At 62.8% G+C, this 17,831-nt stretch carries 16 protein-coding genes; 11 read left to right on the top strand and 5 right to left on the bottom strand.

Annotated elements, in window-relative coordinates; all coding sequences use genetic code 11:
* The first annotated feature begins 1 nt into the window (after position 1).
* From C2L65_RS37090 to sctC, 7 genes are all read left to right on the top strand, one after another.
* Positions 2–730: a type III secretion protein HrpB4 gene (locus C2L65_RS37090; protein WP_233446634.1), complete on the top strand. Its 729-nt coding sequence runs from the start codon at positions 2–4 to the stop codon at positions 728–730.
* On the top strand, positions 715–1,479 hold the full coding sequence (gene sctL / locus C2L65_RS37085) for a type III secretion system stator protein SctL (RefSeq protein WP_042308554.1): 765 nt from the start codon (positions 715–717) through the stop codon (positions 1,477–1,479). The genes C2L65_RS37090 and sctL overlap by 16 nt, the downstream gene beginning before the upstream one ends.
* A complete protein-coding gene (gene sctN / locus C2L65_RS37080; RefSeq protein ID WP_081920967.1) occupies positions 1,479–2,876 on the top strand; it encodes a type III secretion system ATPase SctN in 1,398 nt (465 codons plus the stop codon). The genes sctL and sctN overlap by 1 nt, the downstream gene beginning before the upstream one ends.
* Complete coding sequence (locus C2L65_RS37075) at positions 2,873–3,370, top strand: type III secretion protein (protein ID WP_042308553.1); 498 nt, start codon at positions 2,873–2,875, stop codon at positions 3,368–3,370. The genes sctN and C2L65_RS37075 overlap by 4 nt, the downstream gene beginning before the upstream one ends.
* The gene (gene sctT, locus C2L65_RS37070) at positions 3,367–4,224 is read left to right on the top strand and encodes a type III secretion system export apparatus subunit SctT (protein ID WP_042308551.1); all 858 of its coding nucleotides are present in this window, start codon (positions 3,367–3,369) and stop codon (positions 4,222–4,224) included. The genes C2L65_RS37075 and sctT overlap by 4 nt, the downstream gene beginning before the upstream one ends.
* A gap of 244 nt (positions 4,225–4,468) precedes the next feature.
* Entirely contained in the window at positions 4,469–5,923 is a 1,455-nt protein-coding gene (locus C2L65_RS37065) for a helix-turn-helix transcriptional regulator (protein WP_042308549.1), read from the top strand.
* Positions 5,924–5,974: 51 nt separating this feature from the next.
* The gene (gene sctC / locus C2L65_RS37060) at positions 5,975–7,774 is read left to right on the top strand and encodes a type III secretion system outer membrane ring subunit SctC (RefSeq protein ID WP_042308547.1); all 1,800 of its coding nucleotides are present in this window, start codon (positions 5,975–5,977) and stop codon (positions 7,772–7,774) included.
* A gap of 8 nt (positions 7,775–7,782) precedes the next feature.
* On the opposite strand, the gene C2L65_RS37055 is transcribed toward sctC, so the two are convergent.
* Positions 7,783–9,027 (bottom strand): NAD(P)/FAD-dependent oxidoreductase, encoded by a 1,245-nt coding sequence (locus C2L65_RS37055; RefSeq protein ID WP_042308545.1) that lies wholly within the window; start codon positions 9,025–9,027, stop codon positions 7,783–7,785.
* An 839-nt stretch (positions 9,028–9,866) separates the two neighbouring features.
* Between C2L65_RS37055 and C2L65_RS37050 the strand changes: the two genes are divergently transcribed.
* Positions 9,867–10,922 (top strand): acyltransferase family protein, encoded by a 1,056-nt coding sequence (locus tag C2L65_RS37050; RefSeq protein WP_081920965.1) that lies wholly within the window; start codon positions 9,867–9,869, stop codon positions 10,920–10,922.
* 38 nt (positions 10,923–10,960) lie between these two features.
* Here the strand turns inward: C2L65_RS37050 and C2L65_RS37045 are convergent, their stop codons facing one another.
* The gene (locus tag C2L65_RS37045; protein ID WP_042308737.1) at positions 10,961–11,428 is read right to left on the bottom strand and encodes a CBS domain-containing protein; all 468 of its coding nucleotides are present in this window, start codon (positions 11,426–11,428) and stop codon (positions 10,961–10,963) included.
* A 331-nt stretch (positions 11,429–11,759) separates the two neighbouring features.
* Here C2L65_RS37045 and C2L65_RS37040 point away from each other — a divergent pair, with 331 nt between their 5' ends.
* Complete coding sequence (locus C2L65_RS37040; protein WP_042308542.1) at positions 11,760–12,509, top strand: glutathione S-transferase family protein; 750 nt, start codon at positions 11,760–11,762, stop codon at positions 12,507–12,509.
* Between the two features lie 32 nt (positions 12,510–12,541).
* Here C2L65_RS37040 and C2L65_RS37035 read toward each other — a convergent pair whose 3' ends face one another.
* A complete protein-coding gene (locus C2L65_RS37035; RefSeq protein ID WP_042308541.1) occupies positions 12,542–13,408 on the bottom strand; it encodes a LysR family transcriptional regulator in 867 nt (288 codons plus the stop codon).
* A gap of 188 nt (positions 13,409–13,596) precedes the next feature.
* On the opposite strand from C2L65_RS37035, the gene C2L65_RS37030 reads away from it, so the two are divergent.
* Together C2L65_RS37030 and C2L65_RS37025 are read left to right on the top strand one after the other, a co-directional pair.
* Entirely contained in the window at positions 13,597–14,595 is a 999-nt protein-coding gene (locus tag C2L65_RS37030) for an NAD(P)H-quinone oxidoreductase (RefSeq protein WP_427910219.1), read from the top strand.
* Between the two features lie 280 nt (positions 14,596–14,875).
* Positions 14,876–15,499, top strand: coding sequence for a hypothetical protein (locus C2L65_RS37025; RefSeq protein WP_233446632.1), 624 nt, complete (start codon positions 14,876–14,878; stop codon positions 15,497–15,499).
* A gap of 173 nt (positions 15,500–15,672) precedes the next feature.
* Here the strand turns inward: C2L65_RS37025 and C2L65_RS37020 are convergent, their stop codons facing one another.
* Together C2L65_RS37020 and C2L65_RS37015 are read right to left on the bottom strand one after the other, a co-directional pair.
* On the bottom strand, positions 15,673–16,599 hold the full coding sequence (locus tag C2L65_RS37020) for a DUF4231 domain-containing protein (protein WP_042308538.1): 927 nt from the start codon (positions 16,597–16,599) through the stop codon (positions 15,673–15,675).
* A 580-nt stretch (positions 16,600–17,179) separates the two neighbouring features.
* Positions 17,180–17,794 (bottom strand): hypothetical protein, encoded by a 615-nt coding sequence (locus C2L65_RS37015; RefSeq protein WP_042308537.1) that lies wholly within the window; start codon positions 17,792–17,794, stop codon positions 17,180–17,182.
* Positions 17,795–17,831 lie beyond the last annotated feature (37 nt).

Raw genomic sequence — 17,831 nt, 5'->3', positions numbered from 1 at the left:
CATGGCTGCGTCCGCCGCGATGCCACGGCAACGGTCTATGCACGAGCCGCGCCTTTCGCCAGATCATGCCACGCAGATTCTGCTCGGCTGGCAACGCAATGCGCGCAGCGCGTTGCAGTGGCTGCATCGGGACTGGCTCGCGCTTGCACTGGGCATTGATCGAGAGACGCACAGCGAAGATGCGCTAACCGCACTGCGCGAACGATGTGACGAAGCATGTTCGATCGCCATGTTGCGCGTGCTGCTGCCCGCGCCGCCGACGCTCGAAGCATTTAGCGCCACACCCGCCACACGTCTCGACGCGCTGTCTGTCAGGACGGGCTTGCGCGTGCTGCGAATGCAGGCGCTGCTGGCGCGTCGCGCGGAGGTGCGGCGTCTGGTCGATCGAACCACGCGCAAGCGCCTCGCGGAGTGGATCGGCTGCCCGCTTGACGATCTGCTCGGCAAGGCGGCGCCTGAAGCGCCGTCGCTTGCCGATGCGAAGCGCGAGCGCGCCGGAACACGCGCGCTCGGCTCGCTCGATGCCGATGCGCTCGCGCTCGAAGGGTTGGCGATGCTGCCGCTTATGGGCACGCACCCAATGATGCTGCGGCTCGCGCTGCCACGTGAACACGACGAGCAGGCCGCAGCGAACGCAAAGCCTTCGGATGACGACTGCGAAGACGCGTTCGCATTGCTGCGCGAGCGCATCGGCCCTCTTTTGCCGGAGTATGCATGGTTATCTGGCTAAGCCGTCCGCGCGAAGCGCACGCGACCAGCAACACGCGCAAGGACAAGAACGAACCGCGCGTCGGACTCGTCGGCGATATCGTGCCGCGCGAAACCTTCGGCATGCTCGCGACGATCGACGATGTCTACGGCCGCGTCGAGGCCGAACGCCAGGCGATTCTCGCCGCCGCGCAGATCGAGCGCGAGCAGATTCTTCGAGCGGCACGAGATGAAGCAAAGGCCCTCGTCGCATCGGCTGCGCGCGAGCGTGAAGCGGCGTCCGAACGAGGCTACGCGGAGGGCGTCGCGCGCGGAGAGGCGCAGTGGATCGAACGCGTTGCCGCGTTGAGCGCCGACGCGCAGCGCCTGCAAAAAGGCATGCGCAACCGGATGGCCGAACTCGTGATGCTCGCCGTCGAGCAACTGGTGCGCGCCGAAAGCGCGCAGGCGTTGTTCGCGCGGGCGACGGACACGATCGACCGCATCGTCGAAGGCTCGGCGAACTTGCGCGTGAGCGTGCATCCCGCCGATCTCGACGCGGCGCGTGCCGCGTTCGGCGAATTCGACGCGCGTCTGCGCATGCTGGGGAGGCCCGTGCCGCTTGCCGTAACAGCAGACCCTCGCCTGGAACCCGGCGCGTGCGTGTGCGAATCGGATCTGGGCATCGTGGATGCAAGCCTGTCGACACAACTCGATTCGATGCGCGCGGCAATCGTGCGGGCGTTGAATACCTCGCTGAAAACGCACAGCGCGCAAGCAGAGACACACTGATGAGCACCACGGCTTTGAAAAATCACCCGCAAGACCCGGCGCTGGCCGACGTATTCGGCCTGCACGAGCACGGCCTGCGCGAACTGGGCGGCGCGATCGAGCGCGAGATCCGCGCGCTGTTGCCCGTGCGTCAGACGGGCAAGATCGCCGAAGTGGTCGGCACGCTGATCAAGGTCGCGGGCATCGACCTGAAGCTCGGCGAGCTGTGCGAGCTGCGCACGCCGCAAGGCAAGCTGTTGCAGCATGGCGAAGTGATCGGCTTCACGCGTGAGCATGCCGTCGTGTCGCCGTTCGCGCAGTTGTCGGAAGTATCGCGCGCGACGCATGTGATCGGCTTGCAGCGGCCTTTGTCGGTGCCTGTCGGCGACGCGTTGCTCGGCCGCGTGATCGATGCGCTCGGCCAGCCGATGGACGGCCGTGGCCCGATCGAAGCGGAAGACAGCCGGCCCATTTTCGCCGACCCGCCGAACCCGATGACACGCCGCATGATCGAGCATCCGATGGTGACGGGCGTGCGCGTGATCGACGCCATGACGACGCTCGCCGAAGGCCAGCGCATGGGCATCTTCGCGCCAGCGGGCGTCGGCAAGAGCACCTTGCTCGGCATGCTGGCGCGCGGCGCGCAATGCGATATCAACGTGATCGCGTTGATTGGAGAACGCGGGCGCGAAGTGCGCGAATTCGTCGAGCTGATTCTCGGCGAGCAGGGCATGGCGCGCTCCGTCGTCGTATGCGCGACGTCGGACCGCTCGTCGAGCGAACGCGCGAAAGCAGCCTACGTCGCCACCGCGATTGCCGAGTACTTCCGCGACGAAGGCAAGCGCGTGCTGCTGATGATGGATTCGCTGACACGCTTTGCGCGCGCGGGCCGCGAGATCGGTCTTGCAGCGGGCGAGCCGCCCGCGCGGCGCGGCTTTCCGCCTTCCGTGTTCGCCGAGTTGCCGCGTCTGCTGGAGCGCGCGGGAATGGGCGAGCGCGGCTCGATCACGGCCCTTTACACGGTGCTCGCCGAAGACGAGTCGGGCAGCGATCCGATTGCCGAAGAAGTGCGCGGCGTGCTCGACGGCCACCTGATCCTGTCGCGCGAAATCGCCGCGCAAAACCGCTATCCCGCCATCGACGTGCTCGGCAGCCTGTCGCGCGTGATGTCGCAGGTGATGCCGCGCGAGTTCATGGCGTCGTCCGCGCGGCTGCGAAAGCTGCTCGCGAAGCATCGCGAGGTGGACATGCTGCTGCAGATCGGCGAATACCAGCCGGGCACCAATGCGCTCGCGGACGAAGCGATCGCGAAGATCGACGCGCTCAAGGCGTTCCTGTCCCAGCCGACGGACGCCTACGCGGACCCGGCTGAAACTGAGGCCGCGTTGCACGAACTTGCGCAGGGCGACGCACAATGAGCGCACCGAAACGGCAGATCGCCGCGTTGTCGCGCGCCGTATCGCGCCGTCAGCGCTCCGAGCAGGACTTGCGCGCGCGGCTCGCGCAACTCGTTGCGGCGCGCTTGCCATTGGTCGAAAACGAAGCGCAGGCGCGTGGGCATGCAGCGGAACTCGAAGCGCAGGCGCGTTCGTACCGCGAGCGCATCACCGCGATGATGGCGGGCGCGGAACCGTTTTCGATCGATACGTTGACGGCGATCCGCCTGTACGCGGAAGAAGTCAACCGGCACCACGCGAAGGCATGTGAAGCTGTGAAAGCCGCGCAACACGCGCTCATCGAGCACGACGCCGGAATCGCAAACACGCGCCGCGAGATCGCGAAGAACCGTGGCCGCATCGACTTGTGCGAAAAGCGCATCGGCATATTGCAGCGCGTGCTCGACGGCATCGCCGCCGACGCGGAAGACGAAGACATCGAGGAGACGGCGCTCGCGCGCCTTGCACGCGGATGAACGAGCTGTTGCAGTTTTACGGCCCCTGGTTGCTCAAGCACCTTGCCGTGCTCGGCGTCTGCTCGCTGCGGCTCTACGCGATCATGACGCTGTTTCCGCCCACCGCCGACGGCGTGCTGCAAGGCCGCTTGCGCAACGGCGTTGCGTTGAGCTTCTCGCTGTTCGTCGCGCTGGCGCAGCCGGAGTCGTTCGCCGATTCGCTGACGGGCTTCGCGCTGGTGATCACGAGCTTGCGCGAAACGCTGATCGGCGTCGTGATGGGTTTCGCGGCGGCGACGGTGTTCTGGGTCGCGGAGGGCGCGGGCATTTATCTCGACAATCTGACGGGCTACAACAACGCGCAGTTGAGCAACCCGATGCTGTCGCAGCAATCCACGCCCTCTGCGACGCTGCTCGGCCAGATCGCGACCGTGGCGTTCTGGTCGCTCGGCGGCATGCAGTTTTTGCTGGAGGCGCTGTACGAGTCGTATCGATGGTGGCCAGTTGCATCGACGAAGCCGATGTCGACGGAGTTTCTCGCCGTGTTCGCGATGCATCAGACGGACACGCTGATGCAGACCATCGCGAAGCTCGCCGCGCCGATGCTGCTCGTGCTGCTGCTGATCGACCTCGGTGCGAATCTCGCGTCGAAGGCCGCGCAGAAACTCGATCTGAGCGCCTTGAGTCAACCGATCAAGGGCGCGGTGACGGTGCTGATGCTGGCCGTCTTCGCGGGGCTTTTTGTACACCAGGTGCAGGACCAGCTCGACTTGCGGCTCTTCAAGGTGCAGGTTCGCGCAATCGCGCAGATGAGCGACCGCGACACCGATCTGAAGCCCGGCGCGCAACCGCACCGCAACGATGTGTCGCCGTGATGTCAGCGATCCGCGTACAAGCAAAGAAGTGAGCTTTGTTGAGAGTTCTTGTCTGCCGCGCGCGTCAAATCTCAACTTTACTCAAGCCTCAACTGTTTCCTCTGATTATTGAGCTTTTCACATTTCTGCCTGGCTACAGTGCATTCCGTCAACGCGACGTCCGTAGCAAAAACGTCGCAATCGTTTCAACGCGCTCACGCAGCGTCGCCCCGACCACTGCGCGAGCCTTACGACGGAATCAGCCATGCTCGTTACCTACTACTTCCCGTATGTGTCGATGCTCAACGCAGCGTCGGTGCCTTCCAGCGTCGTCGACCTGATCCGCAACGGCCATGTGCATGCTGCGGCGGCGAACGTGCAGCGGCTCGTCGATAGTCACGACGATGCGCCGCCCGCCACGCTGCTGCAGTTGCAGGGCGATCTGCAACTGTCGCTCGGCATGGAGGTCGATGCCGACGACTCCTACCGCGAAGCGCAAAAGCGCATGCGCGACGACAAGGACGGCATGCGCTTCGCGTCGTGCCGCAACGCGGGCTGGCAGGCGCTGTTCCGTTACCGCTACGGCACCGCGATGTCGTGCTTCATGCAGATCGCCGATCATCCGCTGGCGAGCGTGGCGCTGCGGCTCGATGCGCTGTTCGGCGCATTCGGCGTGCTGTTCAGCGTGGGCCGTCTGCGCGATGCGGATGCCGTGCTCGATACGCTCGAAGATCTGCTCGACGATGCGACGTCGGACGGCGCGTTTCATCAGGCCGACGGCTGGCAGCGTCTGTTGAGCACGGTGCGCTTCGACGTCGAAGCACAGAGTACGCTGCGCTCGCGTGCCGCGCTGTCCGATCATATCTACTGGCAAGTGGGCCTGACGGGCGACGCCGCGCCGCGCGTCGCGCCGCAACGGCCCGCCGCGTTGCGACTGTTGACGGGCGCGATTGAAGACCAGTTGCTGCGTGGGCGCGTCGAGTTTCTCGATGGGCTGGCGCGACTGGCGGACGGCGAGCGCGACCCGCAGCAGCAGATCGTTGCGCATGCGGAGTGGGCGGGTAAGCAGGGCATCCAGAACTATCAGAGCGCGGTGCGTATCGAGATCGTGCTCGCGAGTCTTGCGGGAGGTGTTTCGTCGCTGGCCGAGTCGGTGCTTGTGTTGCTGACTGCCGAGGTGCGCATGCCGCAGAGCCATCGGCAACTGGAGTATCTGTATTGCCTCGCGAAGCTGCGCCATCTGCAGGGACGCAGCGGTGAATCGCTGGAGGTGTACACGCGCTATGCGCTGGCCGCCGTCAATTGCATCCGCGACGAAGCGGGCGCACTCGCGCGCTACGGCCAGCGCATCGCGCGCGCGCCGGAACAGCTCGACGATATCGGCACGCGGTTGCCTGCGCGTTACCGGCGCGCCTATCGCTATCTGCTCGACAACCTGGAGCGCAAGGATCTGTCGATCCGCGAAATCGCCGCGCAGATCGGCGTGACGGATCGCGCGCTGCAGAGCGCGTTCAAGACGAGTCTCGGCTCGACGCCGACCGAGATCATCCGCCGCCTGCGCATGGAGCGCATCCGCGCCGAACTCGAAGCCGACGACAGCGCGCACGAGCAAGGCATTCTCGCGACAGCCGTGAAGTGGGGCGTCAGCAACCGCTCGACGCTCGTCAACAGCTACCGCCGCGAATTCAACGAATCGCCTTCGGACACGCTGAACCGCTGAGATCCTTTCGAGACCATTCCGCCAGAACCACACCTATATCGAGCGTCGATCATGAAACTCACATTCCGTCACCGCGCGATCGCGGCCGCCCTGCTGATGATGGGCCTGAACGCGGGCCATGCCGCACCGATCACGTGGCGGCCCGGCGAAGTGCATATTTCGGTGGAAAGCCGCGACCTGAAAGACGTGCTGCGCGACTTCGCGGCGAGCCAGGGCATCATCGCGACGATTGCGCCGAACGTGCAGGGCACTGTGTCGGGACGCTTCGATCTGCCGCCGCGCAAGTTCATCGACACGATGGCGGCGACGTTCGGCTTTGTGTGGTTTTATGACGGCAGCGTGCTGTCCATCAGCACCGCCGACGACGTGACCACCAAGGTCATCAAGCTCGACTTCGCGGGCACGCAGAGCCTGCGCTCGACGCTCAAGCAGATCGGGCTCGACACCGACCGCTTCCCGATCGTGTACGACCCGGAGCAGGGCGTCGCGCTGATCACCGGGCCGCATCGGCTGATCCAGCTTGTCGACGAGGTGGCTGCGCGGCTCGATCAGAACGCGAATCGCCGCACGGGCAGCGAAGTGCGGGCGTTTCCACTGCGTTACGGATGGGCGGCCGACCATACGATCACCGTGAACGGCAAGACGCAGGTCGTGCCCGGCGTCGCGCATGTGCTCGCGAGTCTCTATCACCCGGATCGGGACAGCGATCAGCAGGGCACGTCGCGCGCATCCGCCGATGGCACCGCGAACCTGCAACAGGTGAGCCCGTATGCGGACGTGCAAGGCGGCACGAATGGCGGCTCGCCCTACAACAACAGCGGCGTGAATCCGCCGCTGCCCGATGTGTTCGCAGGCGTGACAGCGGCGGGCGGCGGGCCGGTTGGGATGCCGGGCGCGGGCGGCGTGGGCGGCACGGCGGGCGGCGCATCGGGAAGCGGCCCGCAGAGCGCGGGGCGCGCGGCGACGGCGGCCGTGCCGGACGGCGCGGGCTCGCTGCCCGTCATCCAGGCCGACGCGCGGACCAACTCGGTGTTGATCCGCGATCTGCCCGACCGCGTCGGCCAGTATCAGCAACTGATAGACCGGCTCGACGTGAAGCGCAGGATGGTCGAGATCGAAGCGCACATCATCGAGATCGACGACGGCGCGTTGAAGCAACTGGGTGTCGACTGGCACGCGCATTCGAGTCACCTCGATTTTCAGACGGGCAGTGGCAGTGCCAACGCGAACAACTTCAACGGCAATGTGAGCCCGACGTTTTCTTCGCTCGACACAGCCGGCAATCTCGTCGCCACCGCGACGCCGACGGGCGGCTCGCTCACGGCCGTGATCGGCGACGCGAGCCGCTATCTGCTGACGCGCATCGACGCGCTGGAGCAAAACAACCTCGCGCGTATCGATGCGAGCCCGAAGGTCGCAACGCTCGACAACGTCGAAGCCGTGATGAACAACAAGACGCAGTTCTTCATTCCCGTTTCGGGCTTTACGTCGAGCAATCTGTTCAGCGTGCAGGTCGGCAATACGCTGCGCGTGCTGCCGATGGTGGTCGATTCGAACGGCGCGCAGCAGATCAAGCTGCAGGTTCACGTCGAAGACGGCCAGCCGACGGGCGGCAGCGTGAAGGACATTCCCGAAATCCGCACCAGCGAGATCGATACGGAAGCCGTCGTTGCCGAAGGGCAGAGTCTGCTGATCGCCGGTTACCGGATCGACAGTGATTCGAATCTGAATACGGGCGTGCCCGTGCTGTCGAAGATTCCCGTACTCGGCGCACTGTTCCGCTCGCGCACGCATCAGAGCAGCCATATGGAACGGCTCGTGTTGCTGACGCCGCGCGTGATCGAATTCTGAGCGTGGTTTCAGTCCGCGCCACGGACGGTGTAGGGCGGCGCCTGCACGACGGGCGCCGCCGCTTGCAGGATGTCTTCACGCCGCTTCGTGCTGGGCGGATAGATGCGCTCGCAATTGATCGTGCGCTTGGTCTGTTTCGCGGCTTCGCCTTGCGACGCGAGGCGGCGCTCCCAGCCTTCCGTGTAGACGGCGCCCCACGGGCCGAGATCGAGAATGGTCGTGTACCAGTCGATGCAAAGCGGCAGCATCGCGAGGCCCAGCAGGTCGCAGACGGCATTGTGGCCCGCGTGGCGTCCCATCGGGCGGCTGTGCTGGCAGGACATCACGGATGGGCGCTTGCCGTCGATCAGGATGCGCGCGCAATCGCCCGCTGCGAATACGTCGGGCACGCTGTCGACGCGCAGGAACGCATCGACGGGCACGCGTCCGAATGCGTCGAGCGACACGGGGAATTGCGCGGTCAGCGGACTGGCGCGCATGCCGCCGCACCAGACGACGGTCGCGGCGTCGATGTGTTCGCCGCCCGTCAGTTGCACGCCGTCGCGTGTGACAGTTTCGAGCGACACGCCCGGCCGAAGCTCGACGCCTTGCGCGCGCAGCGCTTCTTCGATCACTGGCTGCGCGCCGCCCATCGCCTGACCGATCTTCGCGGAGCGGTCGGCGAGAATCACGCGGACATCGGCGCTTGCTTTGTCGCCGACGATGCCGCGCAGCCGCGCCGGTAATTCGGCGGCGAGTTCGACGCCCGTCAGGCCTGCACCAACTACGATCACGGTGTAGCGTCCCGGCGCTTCGGGCCTTTCTGGCAAGGCGAGCAGATGTGCGTGGAGCTTCGAGGCGCCGTCGAATGTATCGACGTCGAATGTGAACTCGTGTAGACCGGGAATGGCCGGACGCGCCAGCTCGCTTCCCGCCGCCAGGATCAGGCGGTCGTAGCCGAGCCATTGTGTAGATGAATTGCCGGATTCGAATCCGACGCGACGGTTTGGCAGATCGATCGAGCGGACTATGCCCTGAATCCGTCGCACGCCTGCTGGATCGAGCACGTCGGCAAGCGGCACGAGCGTGCTGTCGAGCGGCTGCTCGTAGTTGCGCACGCGAATGCTGTGATACGGCTTGCCGTTGATGACGACGACCTCCACCTGATCCGCCGGCATGCGCAGTTCGTCGAGCTTGCGCGCCGCGCCCAGCGCGCTCCACAGCCCGGCAAAGCCGGCGCCGATCACTACGATCCGCTTCGTGTCCGTATCCATGTCGGGCGTGCTCCTTGGACCAGGATTAACCGTTGTAAGGTGGCGCGAATTCGAGTGTAGTTGGCTCAGGGGATGACCGCTGGAATTTTCTTCTGGATGGTTGGGGCGCCGTGGGGCGGATGGGCGTCGGGACAGCGCGCTGCTGCGCTGCTGCTTGCGTCGGCATACCGCCAGGTCGCCTTTCCGATAGTAAGCCTCGCTGGCGCGAGTCCATCAATCGTATGTGCGCGCGCGAGCGGTTGAATCCGCACTCAACGCGTGCGCGTTTCCCAGGTAACAGACACTGAGACACTGCCAACCGACAATGATGTCATTGGTTGCGTATGAATCTATCTGCATACAAACACCTGCGTCCGGTAATTTTTGCGTTTCCCGTCGAGCTTCTGTGCGGCGCCTAACAGTGGTGTCTTCGCGTGGACATTACCATCACCTGGAGTGGACGGTCGCGCACCATTATTTGTGGCCCGTCTGCCGCTTTATGTGTTGGACCTCGCGCTGATTCGACTTCGATACGCTCCATGTTCGGGTTCGTTGGTACCGCGATCGCAAGACAGAATTGGACGCTTCGGGTGGAATACCGCCGTCTTCAATTACAAACTCCAGTTCAAGCGATGAAACGATCGCGCATCCGGATCGCGCGAGCGTTTCGTTTGCGCAGATGTTTCTCTCGACGGAGACACACGGAGGCGGCGATGCACCGATTTGACGATGCAAGACTTCGTAAGGAATACCGGCAAAGGCACGATACCCCCGGCGATCTGGTGATCGCTGCGACGTATCGCGCGCCTCCTCGCGCCTGGAGTACAGCCAGGTACGGTTTACTCATCAACGGGTGAGCGATGCGCAGGCTGAATTCAATAAGAATCCTTCGCGCAGTGACAGCGACAACTGTCGTCGTACACCATGTCCTGATACAGGACGGTCGGGTGTTCGGTGAATTCCGCGTCGACGTATTCTTCGTACTGAGTGGCTTTGTGATCGCACTCGCGCTCGAAGCCGGCACGACCAGCGTGCGCGACTTCATCGCAAGCCGCCTCGTGCGGATCGTGCCGCTCTATTGGCTCGCGACGTTGCTGGTGTTCTTCGGCGCGCTGCTTAGGCCCGATCTCTTCAATTCGACGACTGCCAACGTCCCGGAACTGCTGAAGTCGCTCTTTTTCATTCCGTACAGGAAAGCGAGCGGCCACATGTTCCCGATGCTGTTCGTCGGCTGGACGCTGAACTACGAGATGCTGTTCTACGCGACGTCGGCGTTTGCGCTGTGGCGGTTCCGGGGGCATGTCCAGTTTGTATTCGCGGCGATCACGCTGATGCTCGCCGGGGCGTTTCTGATTGCGAGTCTCGCGCATTCGAACCGGGCGATCGTCGAATTCCTCGCCTACACCCGGTTGCTCGAATTCCCGTTAGGCATCGCCGTATGGTTCGTATGGAGGAAAGGGCTACGCATTCCAGTCCCGCTGGCTGCGTTCGGGGCCATCGCGATGTATGCGCTGATGACCTGTATCGAACGGGTATGGCCGGACGTCCCCCCGCTTGTGGGAAATGGCGTGCCGACCTGTCTGCTGCTGATCAGCACGCTGAGTCTCGAAGGCCTCGTGGTAGACAGCGCGCTCACGCGCGGATTGCTGTATCTGGGCGATGCGAGCTATGCGACCTATCTCAGCCACCCGTTCGTCATCGAGGCGATGCGCAAGCTCGTTCCTAAAGTCGTGCATGGTTTCGATGTGCGTTCGCCAACGGGAGTGATTATCGCGATCGTGGTGGCTTCAGTGGTGGGTTGCCTCGTCTATCGCTACATTGACAAGCCCTTGCACCGCGCGATCGGGCGCCTGATTAAAGTCAAGCGCGTCGTCAGCGCGCCTGCGGGCGAGGACGCGCCTTGTCGTGTGACTTGAGCGTGGGTTGGTTGCCGCGCCTCGTCGCGTGCGAATGGTCAATAGGCACCGCCCGTATCGACGCTCAGGTAGAGCATGTCGTGTTCGAGAATGCTGATGAAATGTTCGTCTTCCTGAATCAGTTCCTCGAGCACGTCACTGTTGGATAGCACGCCGATGACCTTTCCGGAATCGATCACGGGCAGATGCCGGATCCTTCTTATATGCATCAACGCCAGACACTGTTCACAAGTGTGCTCGGGTGTGACGTAATACACCTGGGTAGTCATGATGTCGCCCACCGTCGTCCCGGCGGCACTGCGGCCGGCCAGTTCGACCTTGCGGGCGTAGTCGCGCTGCGACAGGATCCCGACAAGATTGCTGCCCTGCAACACCAGCACGGTGGTGACATCCTCGTCGGCCATCAGATGCAGCGCCGTTAGCACGGCGTCCGCTGGGCCGACCGAAATCACGTTCCGAGGGTTCTCGGACAGAATTTGCCGAGCGGTCTTTCTCTCCTTTTTCATGATCGTCTCCATTCGAGGACGGACGTTTGCGCACGCCAGTGCCATCAATCTGCTTACGTGCCTGTCCATTTTTCAACTATGGTTGATTCAAGTGTAGTCCGCTTCGTGGGCGTGCGGATTCGGTGCGGTTTGAGCCGCTCGTTCGCGTTCTTCAACCGTTCGTTTTCTGTCCAATCTACATAAGTTGCTGCTGATGCGACGTTGTCGCGAGGTTCAGACTGATGATGGGTCTGAGCGGCCTGAAAGGCTAATTGGTCGGCGCTGCACGTCTGGACGGGCAAAAACATCCGTCCATATCGGTCAACGCGGTCCGTCAATCAAGGGGGCCAGGATGCGCAAGCTGTTCTTCACGACAGGATCGCCTTTCGCCCGTGCCGTCCGTATCGTGCTTGTCGAGAAGGGACTCGATTTCGAGCGTGAGGAGACCTTTACGACGCCCAGCGTCGAAGAGCGTGCGAAGGTCACGCCGACGCTTCAGGTTCCTACCCTGGTAGACGGCGACCTGACGCTTTGGGATTCATCGGTGATCATCGACTACCTCATGTCCAGCTATCCAGGCGTGCCCGCGCCGGAGGGCATCGACCCGCTGGCAAGCGACTATGTGCGCGCCACGCAAAGCTGGCACGACAAGCTCGTTCTCGCGACGTTACAGACGTTCGGCGTGTCGACGACGATGGTGTCGCAACTGCAATGGTCCGGGGTCCGACATGAAGAAAATGTTCATGCGGCGCGATGTGCCACGCGCAACCAGTATCTGCTCGACTGGTTCGAGACTCAGCTTGTCGGCGCTGACGGCGCTTTCGTCCCCGGCGTGATGTCGGCTCAGGACATCTTGCTCACCTGCATCTGTCAGTTCATTGAAACGCGCCCGTTGCGATTGTCCTGGCGTGCTGCTGGCCGACCCGGACTCGCGTCGCTGGTCGCTCGAATGGAAAGACGCCCCTCGTTCCAGCAGGAACCCGCACTGTGGTGGGAGCCCGGCGTGACGTATGCCACTGCTGCGGAGGTGGAATGGGCAAGACATAAAACCATTCATGCTGGGCCCAGCTTCAGCGAATGGTCATCGGGGTCTGCAAGCTGAAGTAATGGATGACACGTGCAGCGCACGCGCTGCTATCGATCGAACGCCAAGACGATCTCGTCGATCGTCACGCGGATGCGCGCGGTGTGTCGCAAATCCTGATGCGTGACGAGCCAGATTTCATACCGTGCGTCGTTTGAGCGGTCCGGCCAGATTCGCACGAGGCCGTCGCGTTCGGCCATCGGCACGGGTAGAGGGCTGATGCCGAGCCCGGCTCTGAGCGCCGCGCGCAGCGTCAGGTTTGTGTTCAGGCGCGCGACGATGCGGCCGTCCGTCAGCGGTTCCCCGAGAAATTCCGGCACGCGAGCCTTGGCAAAGTACGGCTGGTAGACCACGAGATCGTGTCCCGCGAATCGCTCGCCCGGCGCCGGTTCGCCATGGCGCCGCAGATACTCGGGCGATGCGAACAGCCCCACTTCCCAACTCGCCACGCGGCGGGCAAGCAGATCAGGATTGCGCGGCTTGACGGTCCGGATCGCGATGTCGGCTTCGCGCTTCGCGAGATTGAGCACCTGGGTCGTCGTGTCGAGCATCACCGAAACGTCGGGATGCTTCATATGCAGGCGCTCGATCGCCGGCATGATGAACTCCTGAGCAAGCGCATCCGTCGTCGAGAGCTTCACCTCGCCGGCGAGGCGCTTGTCCACGCCTTGTGCGTGGCGGACGAGATCGTGCGCGGACTGTTCCATCGCCTCGGCGGCGCGGATCGCGATCTTGCCGACGGGCGTGAGCTCATATCCGCCCGATGTGCGCAGGAACAGCGTCGCGCCGAGCGTGTGCTCGAGCGCGGCAAGCCTGCGGCCCACCGTTGCCTGATCGATGTCGAGCGAGCGGGCGGCCGCGCGCAAGGTCCTTTCCCGATGGAGCGCGACGAAGATGCGCGCGTCGTCCCAGTTCATATCGCCTCCCGCGTGATGCAAATTTGCATCATACGATCGGCAATTCGCTGCGGGTCAAAACCCGGCTGCGCCGCTACACTTTTTTCAACCGATGCAGCGATTCAGCAGGTTGACCGAATCCGCGGCGCATCTGGCATTTTGAAAAGGATGAAGTCGTGTCACACGAAACCAAAGCGATTCCCGCGGCGATGACCGCGATCGATATTACGCAGCCGGGCGGCCCGGATGTGCTCGTGCCCGTCGAGCGGCCCGTTCCCACACCCGCCGACGACGAAGTGCTGATCCGCATTCATGCCGCCGGCGTAAACGGTCCTGACGTGATGCAGCGCAAGGGCTTGTACGATCCGCCGCCGGGCGCGTCGGACATTCCCGGGCTCGAAGTCGCGGGCGAGGTCGTGTCCGTCGGGCGCGGCGTGACGCGATTCGCGGTCGGCGATCTCGTCTGCGCGCTGGTCCCGGGCGGCGGCTACGCGGAGTATGCGGTCGCGCACGAGAGCAACACACTGGCGATTCCCGACGGTCTCTCGGTGGTCGAAGCGGCCGCGATGCCCGAAACCTTTCTGACGGTATGGCTGAACCTGTTCCAGCGCGGCAATTTTGCAGCAGGCGAAAGCGTGCTGATCCACGGCGGCGCATCCGGCATCGGCACCACCGCGACGATGCTCGCGAAGGCATTCGGCGCATCGAAGATCATCACGACGGTCAGCTCGGATGCGCAGCGTGACGCGAGCATGGCGCTCGGCGCCGATGTCGCGGTTGATTACCGGAACGAGGATTTTGTCGAGGCGGTCATGCGCGAGACGGACGGCCGCGGCGTGGACGTGGTCGTCGATATCATCGCGGGCGACTACGTCGCGCGGAACTACGCGGCGGCCGCGATGAACGGGCGCATCGTGCAAATCGGCATCATCAAGGGCCCCGCGCCATCACTCGACCTGTTCCCGATGCTGGCGAAACGCCTCACGCACATCGGCTCGACGCTGCGCTCGCGCACGCATGAGGAAAAGGCGGCGTTGATCGAGGATCTCGAGCGAAAGGTGTGGCCGCAGATTCGAAGCGGCGCGGTGAAGCCTGTGATCTATCGAACCTTCGATCTCGACGATGCGCGCGGCGCGCATGCGCTGATGGACTCGGGCGTGCATATCGGCAAGATCGTGCTGATGACGCGGGCGGCGAGTACGGTCTGATGCGCAGCCCCGGCGCGTAGTTGGCGCGCTGCACGTCGGCACGCTCGTGCGTGCCGGCAGGCAACGCATGTACCTTGGGGAACCGAACGTGAAAGAACCACGGCACTTTATCCATTACGTTCCGCGGCGGGTGGTCGTGAATTTTCCTCGTGACCCTCGCGCACTATGGTTCGCTGATGCGCAACATGCGTCCGCAGGTTTCCGAAGACCCGTATTTCACAAGACGCGCTCGCAGACGGGCGCCGCTACGAGAGTGCGCAAAGGAGATGTGATCTGGATAGTGAGTCAGCTGGATTCCCCGTGGGGACGGCTGCCGCCTGGCATTGATGCACGCTTGTGCGTGCGTCATATCGAAAGAGACGGCGACAGTAAAGAAATACGTTTCGAGGCAAGCTCGCGCTCGGTATGGTTGCCGCTCGCCGATGCGAGCTCTGTTCTCGCAAACCTTCGTACTCTCAGCGCACAGGGGCGGACCAGCACGCCACTGTGGCCGCATGACGAGCTTGGGCATCGGATTGGTCACTACCTTCAGTCCATGCGGGAACTGGAGTCCGCAGCGCCCCTCATCGCATGGGAGAAGAAGCTTGCCAGGCGTCCTTTGAGTTTCGTGAGCTACCGCATTTGCGACGGGACGAAACATGCCTTTTTAAAGTCAAAGAAACTGCTGGAACAGGGAAGGGCGGTGTTCTGGGACAGGTGGTGCCTGCCGCGGCGCCTCGCGGAACGACGGGAAGTGGTGTCGGACGCAGCGCTCGACCGCTATTTGATGATCCAGTTGAAGGCTTGCGCGACAGTGTTCGGTATTGAGTCGCCGCTCTATTCGGAGCCGTCGAGCTACTCGGCGAAGGAGCGTGATGCCGCCCGCCATCTCGGCACCTATCGTTCCGTCGGTGTGGCGGGCTGAGTGCGTCTGGTGATTCGGCCAGTCAGTCCTCACGACGCACGAGCAGCATTCCGGTTAACCGTGGGCTGCGAGGCCGGATCTTTTCTTTGCGTTATTTCTATTTAATCGATCCCGAATAGTTGGTTGCCCAGTCTCCGAGACGTTTTCGTTGTAACAAACACGTCCGTATGAATTCAGGAGTTCAGTGTCGCCGTCGACGATGTCGCCGGGCGCTTCAGGAAATCTGTGACCCATGCGTCGTTTTCGCCGTTCATGATTCCTTCTGCATCGAGTATCAGTGCGTTATCCGCTTCCGGATCGGGGCGTGCCTGCGTGGTGATCTTCCACATCGCAAGGCGCAATTTCAGTCTCTCTGCGGCGAGACGGTAAGTGGCGGCAAGCCGCTGGTAGCGCTGGCCCATCGCGTAAGCACCAATCGCAGTGGTAATCGCACTGAGCGTGGCCACCCAGGCTTCGATTTGCGCTCCCGCATGGATGGCACCCAGAGCGGCCAGCGCGGCCGCAATGCCGCTCAGCACTTGTATTGCCAGCGTGCAGCGGTGCGCGTTTCCTTCATTCTTATTCGCCTTATCGGAGTAGAACGTGACCTGGTCGCCGATTCGCACCGTTGCATACTCCTGCACGGTCAGCGGATGCCCAGGGCGACCCTTGCTGGCGTCTTCGGGCTTGACCTCCAACGCGGGCAAGTCTTCGCCCTCGGTCATGAGGTCCTTTATTTTTTCGAGCAGCTTCCCACTCTTGTCGCCGCTGTCGTATGGCGGCACGCCCGTAGCATAGCGATATGCTTCCGACTTGGCCCGCTCGGCGAGCGCGCGTGTGCGAATCCAGTCTTTCTCGTACGTCGAGTCGAGCATCGAGCGGGCAGTCCAGGCCGCGAGCGCCATGGCGACCGCACTCGCGGCGCTCAGGATGCGCGTGACGATAGTGAGATCCGCAAACCAGTTGGGAAGCTGTGCGGCCAGCGTCGCCAGCACGGCGCCCGTCACGGTAAAGGCCAGTGCGTACAATCTCCACCGGTCAAGCTGACTCCGGATGGCTCGCGCACGTGAAGCCCAGCCACGGTATTGGCTCCAAACCAGTTCGAGGGCTGCGTCGTCCATCTCATACTCCTCAAGTCGTGGCCCGGACCGGAATGCGTACAGTCCGCGGCGGCACCAAGGCAACTACGTTTAACGGATCACTCGAAGAGACGGAAGGGTGCGAGACCCCGCCGGCTCTCAGATCAACTGCTTCGTGTCGATATTTGCGAGCGCGAGATTCGGCTCGACATCGTCAGGACGCGCGTTTTTGAGCGTTTCCCAGTTCTATGGCAGGGGTAATGAGGTTCGCGTCGTGTATTTGGCAACTCGATGGATGATGCGGCATACCGTGTCGGCCAACGAGAGGGAAATGTTCGCTACCGCACATTGGTATTCCCCATTTGAGTTGGGCGTTTGGATAAAACACGACAACGCCTGAAAACGCGCTTTTTAATCACAACAGGAAGCACACACATCAGGCAATGTCGACAAACGTGCAAATACGCGGTGAATTCAGAACGGAAACTGAAATAGTCTTTGTGTGCCAGTCTTTGAGTGGCAATGAAAAGGTCTTGCCAATTCTTTCTACTTTTAAGTCACACGCTGGTTGATCTGGTAGCCGGCACCCGCACTTTATTCGCAGGGAAACAGCAGACCTGGGTCATTTTTTTCGTGCTTCCAGATACTGGTACAGCGAGCCTTTGAAGTTCGATGGTGCGGGTTCGCCCTTGCGTCGTGCCTTGTCCATCGACAAGTTGTGGTTCATGTCGGCGGCCTCGAAGTGCAACTGTTTGCCAAGCCGTTTCGCGTAATCGTATTCGTCCCGCGCGATGTCTCCGCCCCCGATAAAGATCAATACGTCCGAGGCTTCGACCATCACTCTCGATGTCGGTGAAGGCGTATCGGTTTTTTCGATGTAACCGCCCCAGCGATCGTCTTCAATGACGAATACGGTGTTGACGTCTTCCGCAAACCTCACTTGCTCCTTCACTGCGTTCGAGGACACGATACCGATAGTCTGGAATCCGCGTGACGATGCAAGCGCGTACGAGGCGCCGATACCCATCGGCGTCGCGCCGGAACAGACGATGTCGGCGAGCGGGTCCAGCGTGTCGAGCCAGCCCGACAACATTCGCTCGACGGATCGTTGATCCTCGTAGCCTGCCGAAGAAAAACCCGAGAACGTCACGACCCGGTGATTCAGACCTCGGATCTCACGTAGCGCTTCGTCGATATCGCTCATGTGATGGATGTGTGTTTCGCTATGGTCAGTCATCTGTTATCGCTCGTGGACTGGGATCCTGGGTATCGGT

It is taken from the genome of Paraburkholderia terrae, assembly GCF_002902925.1.
GTDB classification, from domain to species: domain Bacteria; phylum Pseudomonadota; class Gammaproteobacteria; order Burkholderiales; family Burkholderiaceae; genus Paraburkholderia; species Paraburkholderia terrae.
Note: the sequence above shows the minus strand (reverse complement) of the source record. Positions and strands in the feature narration are given on the sequence as shown.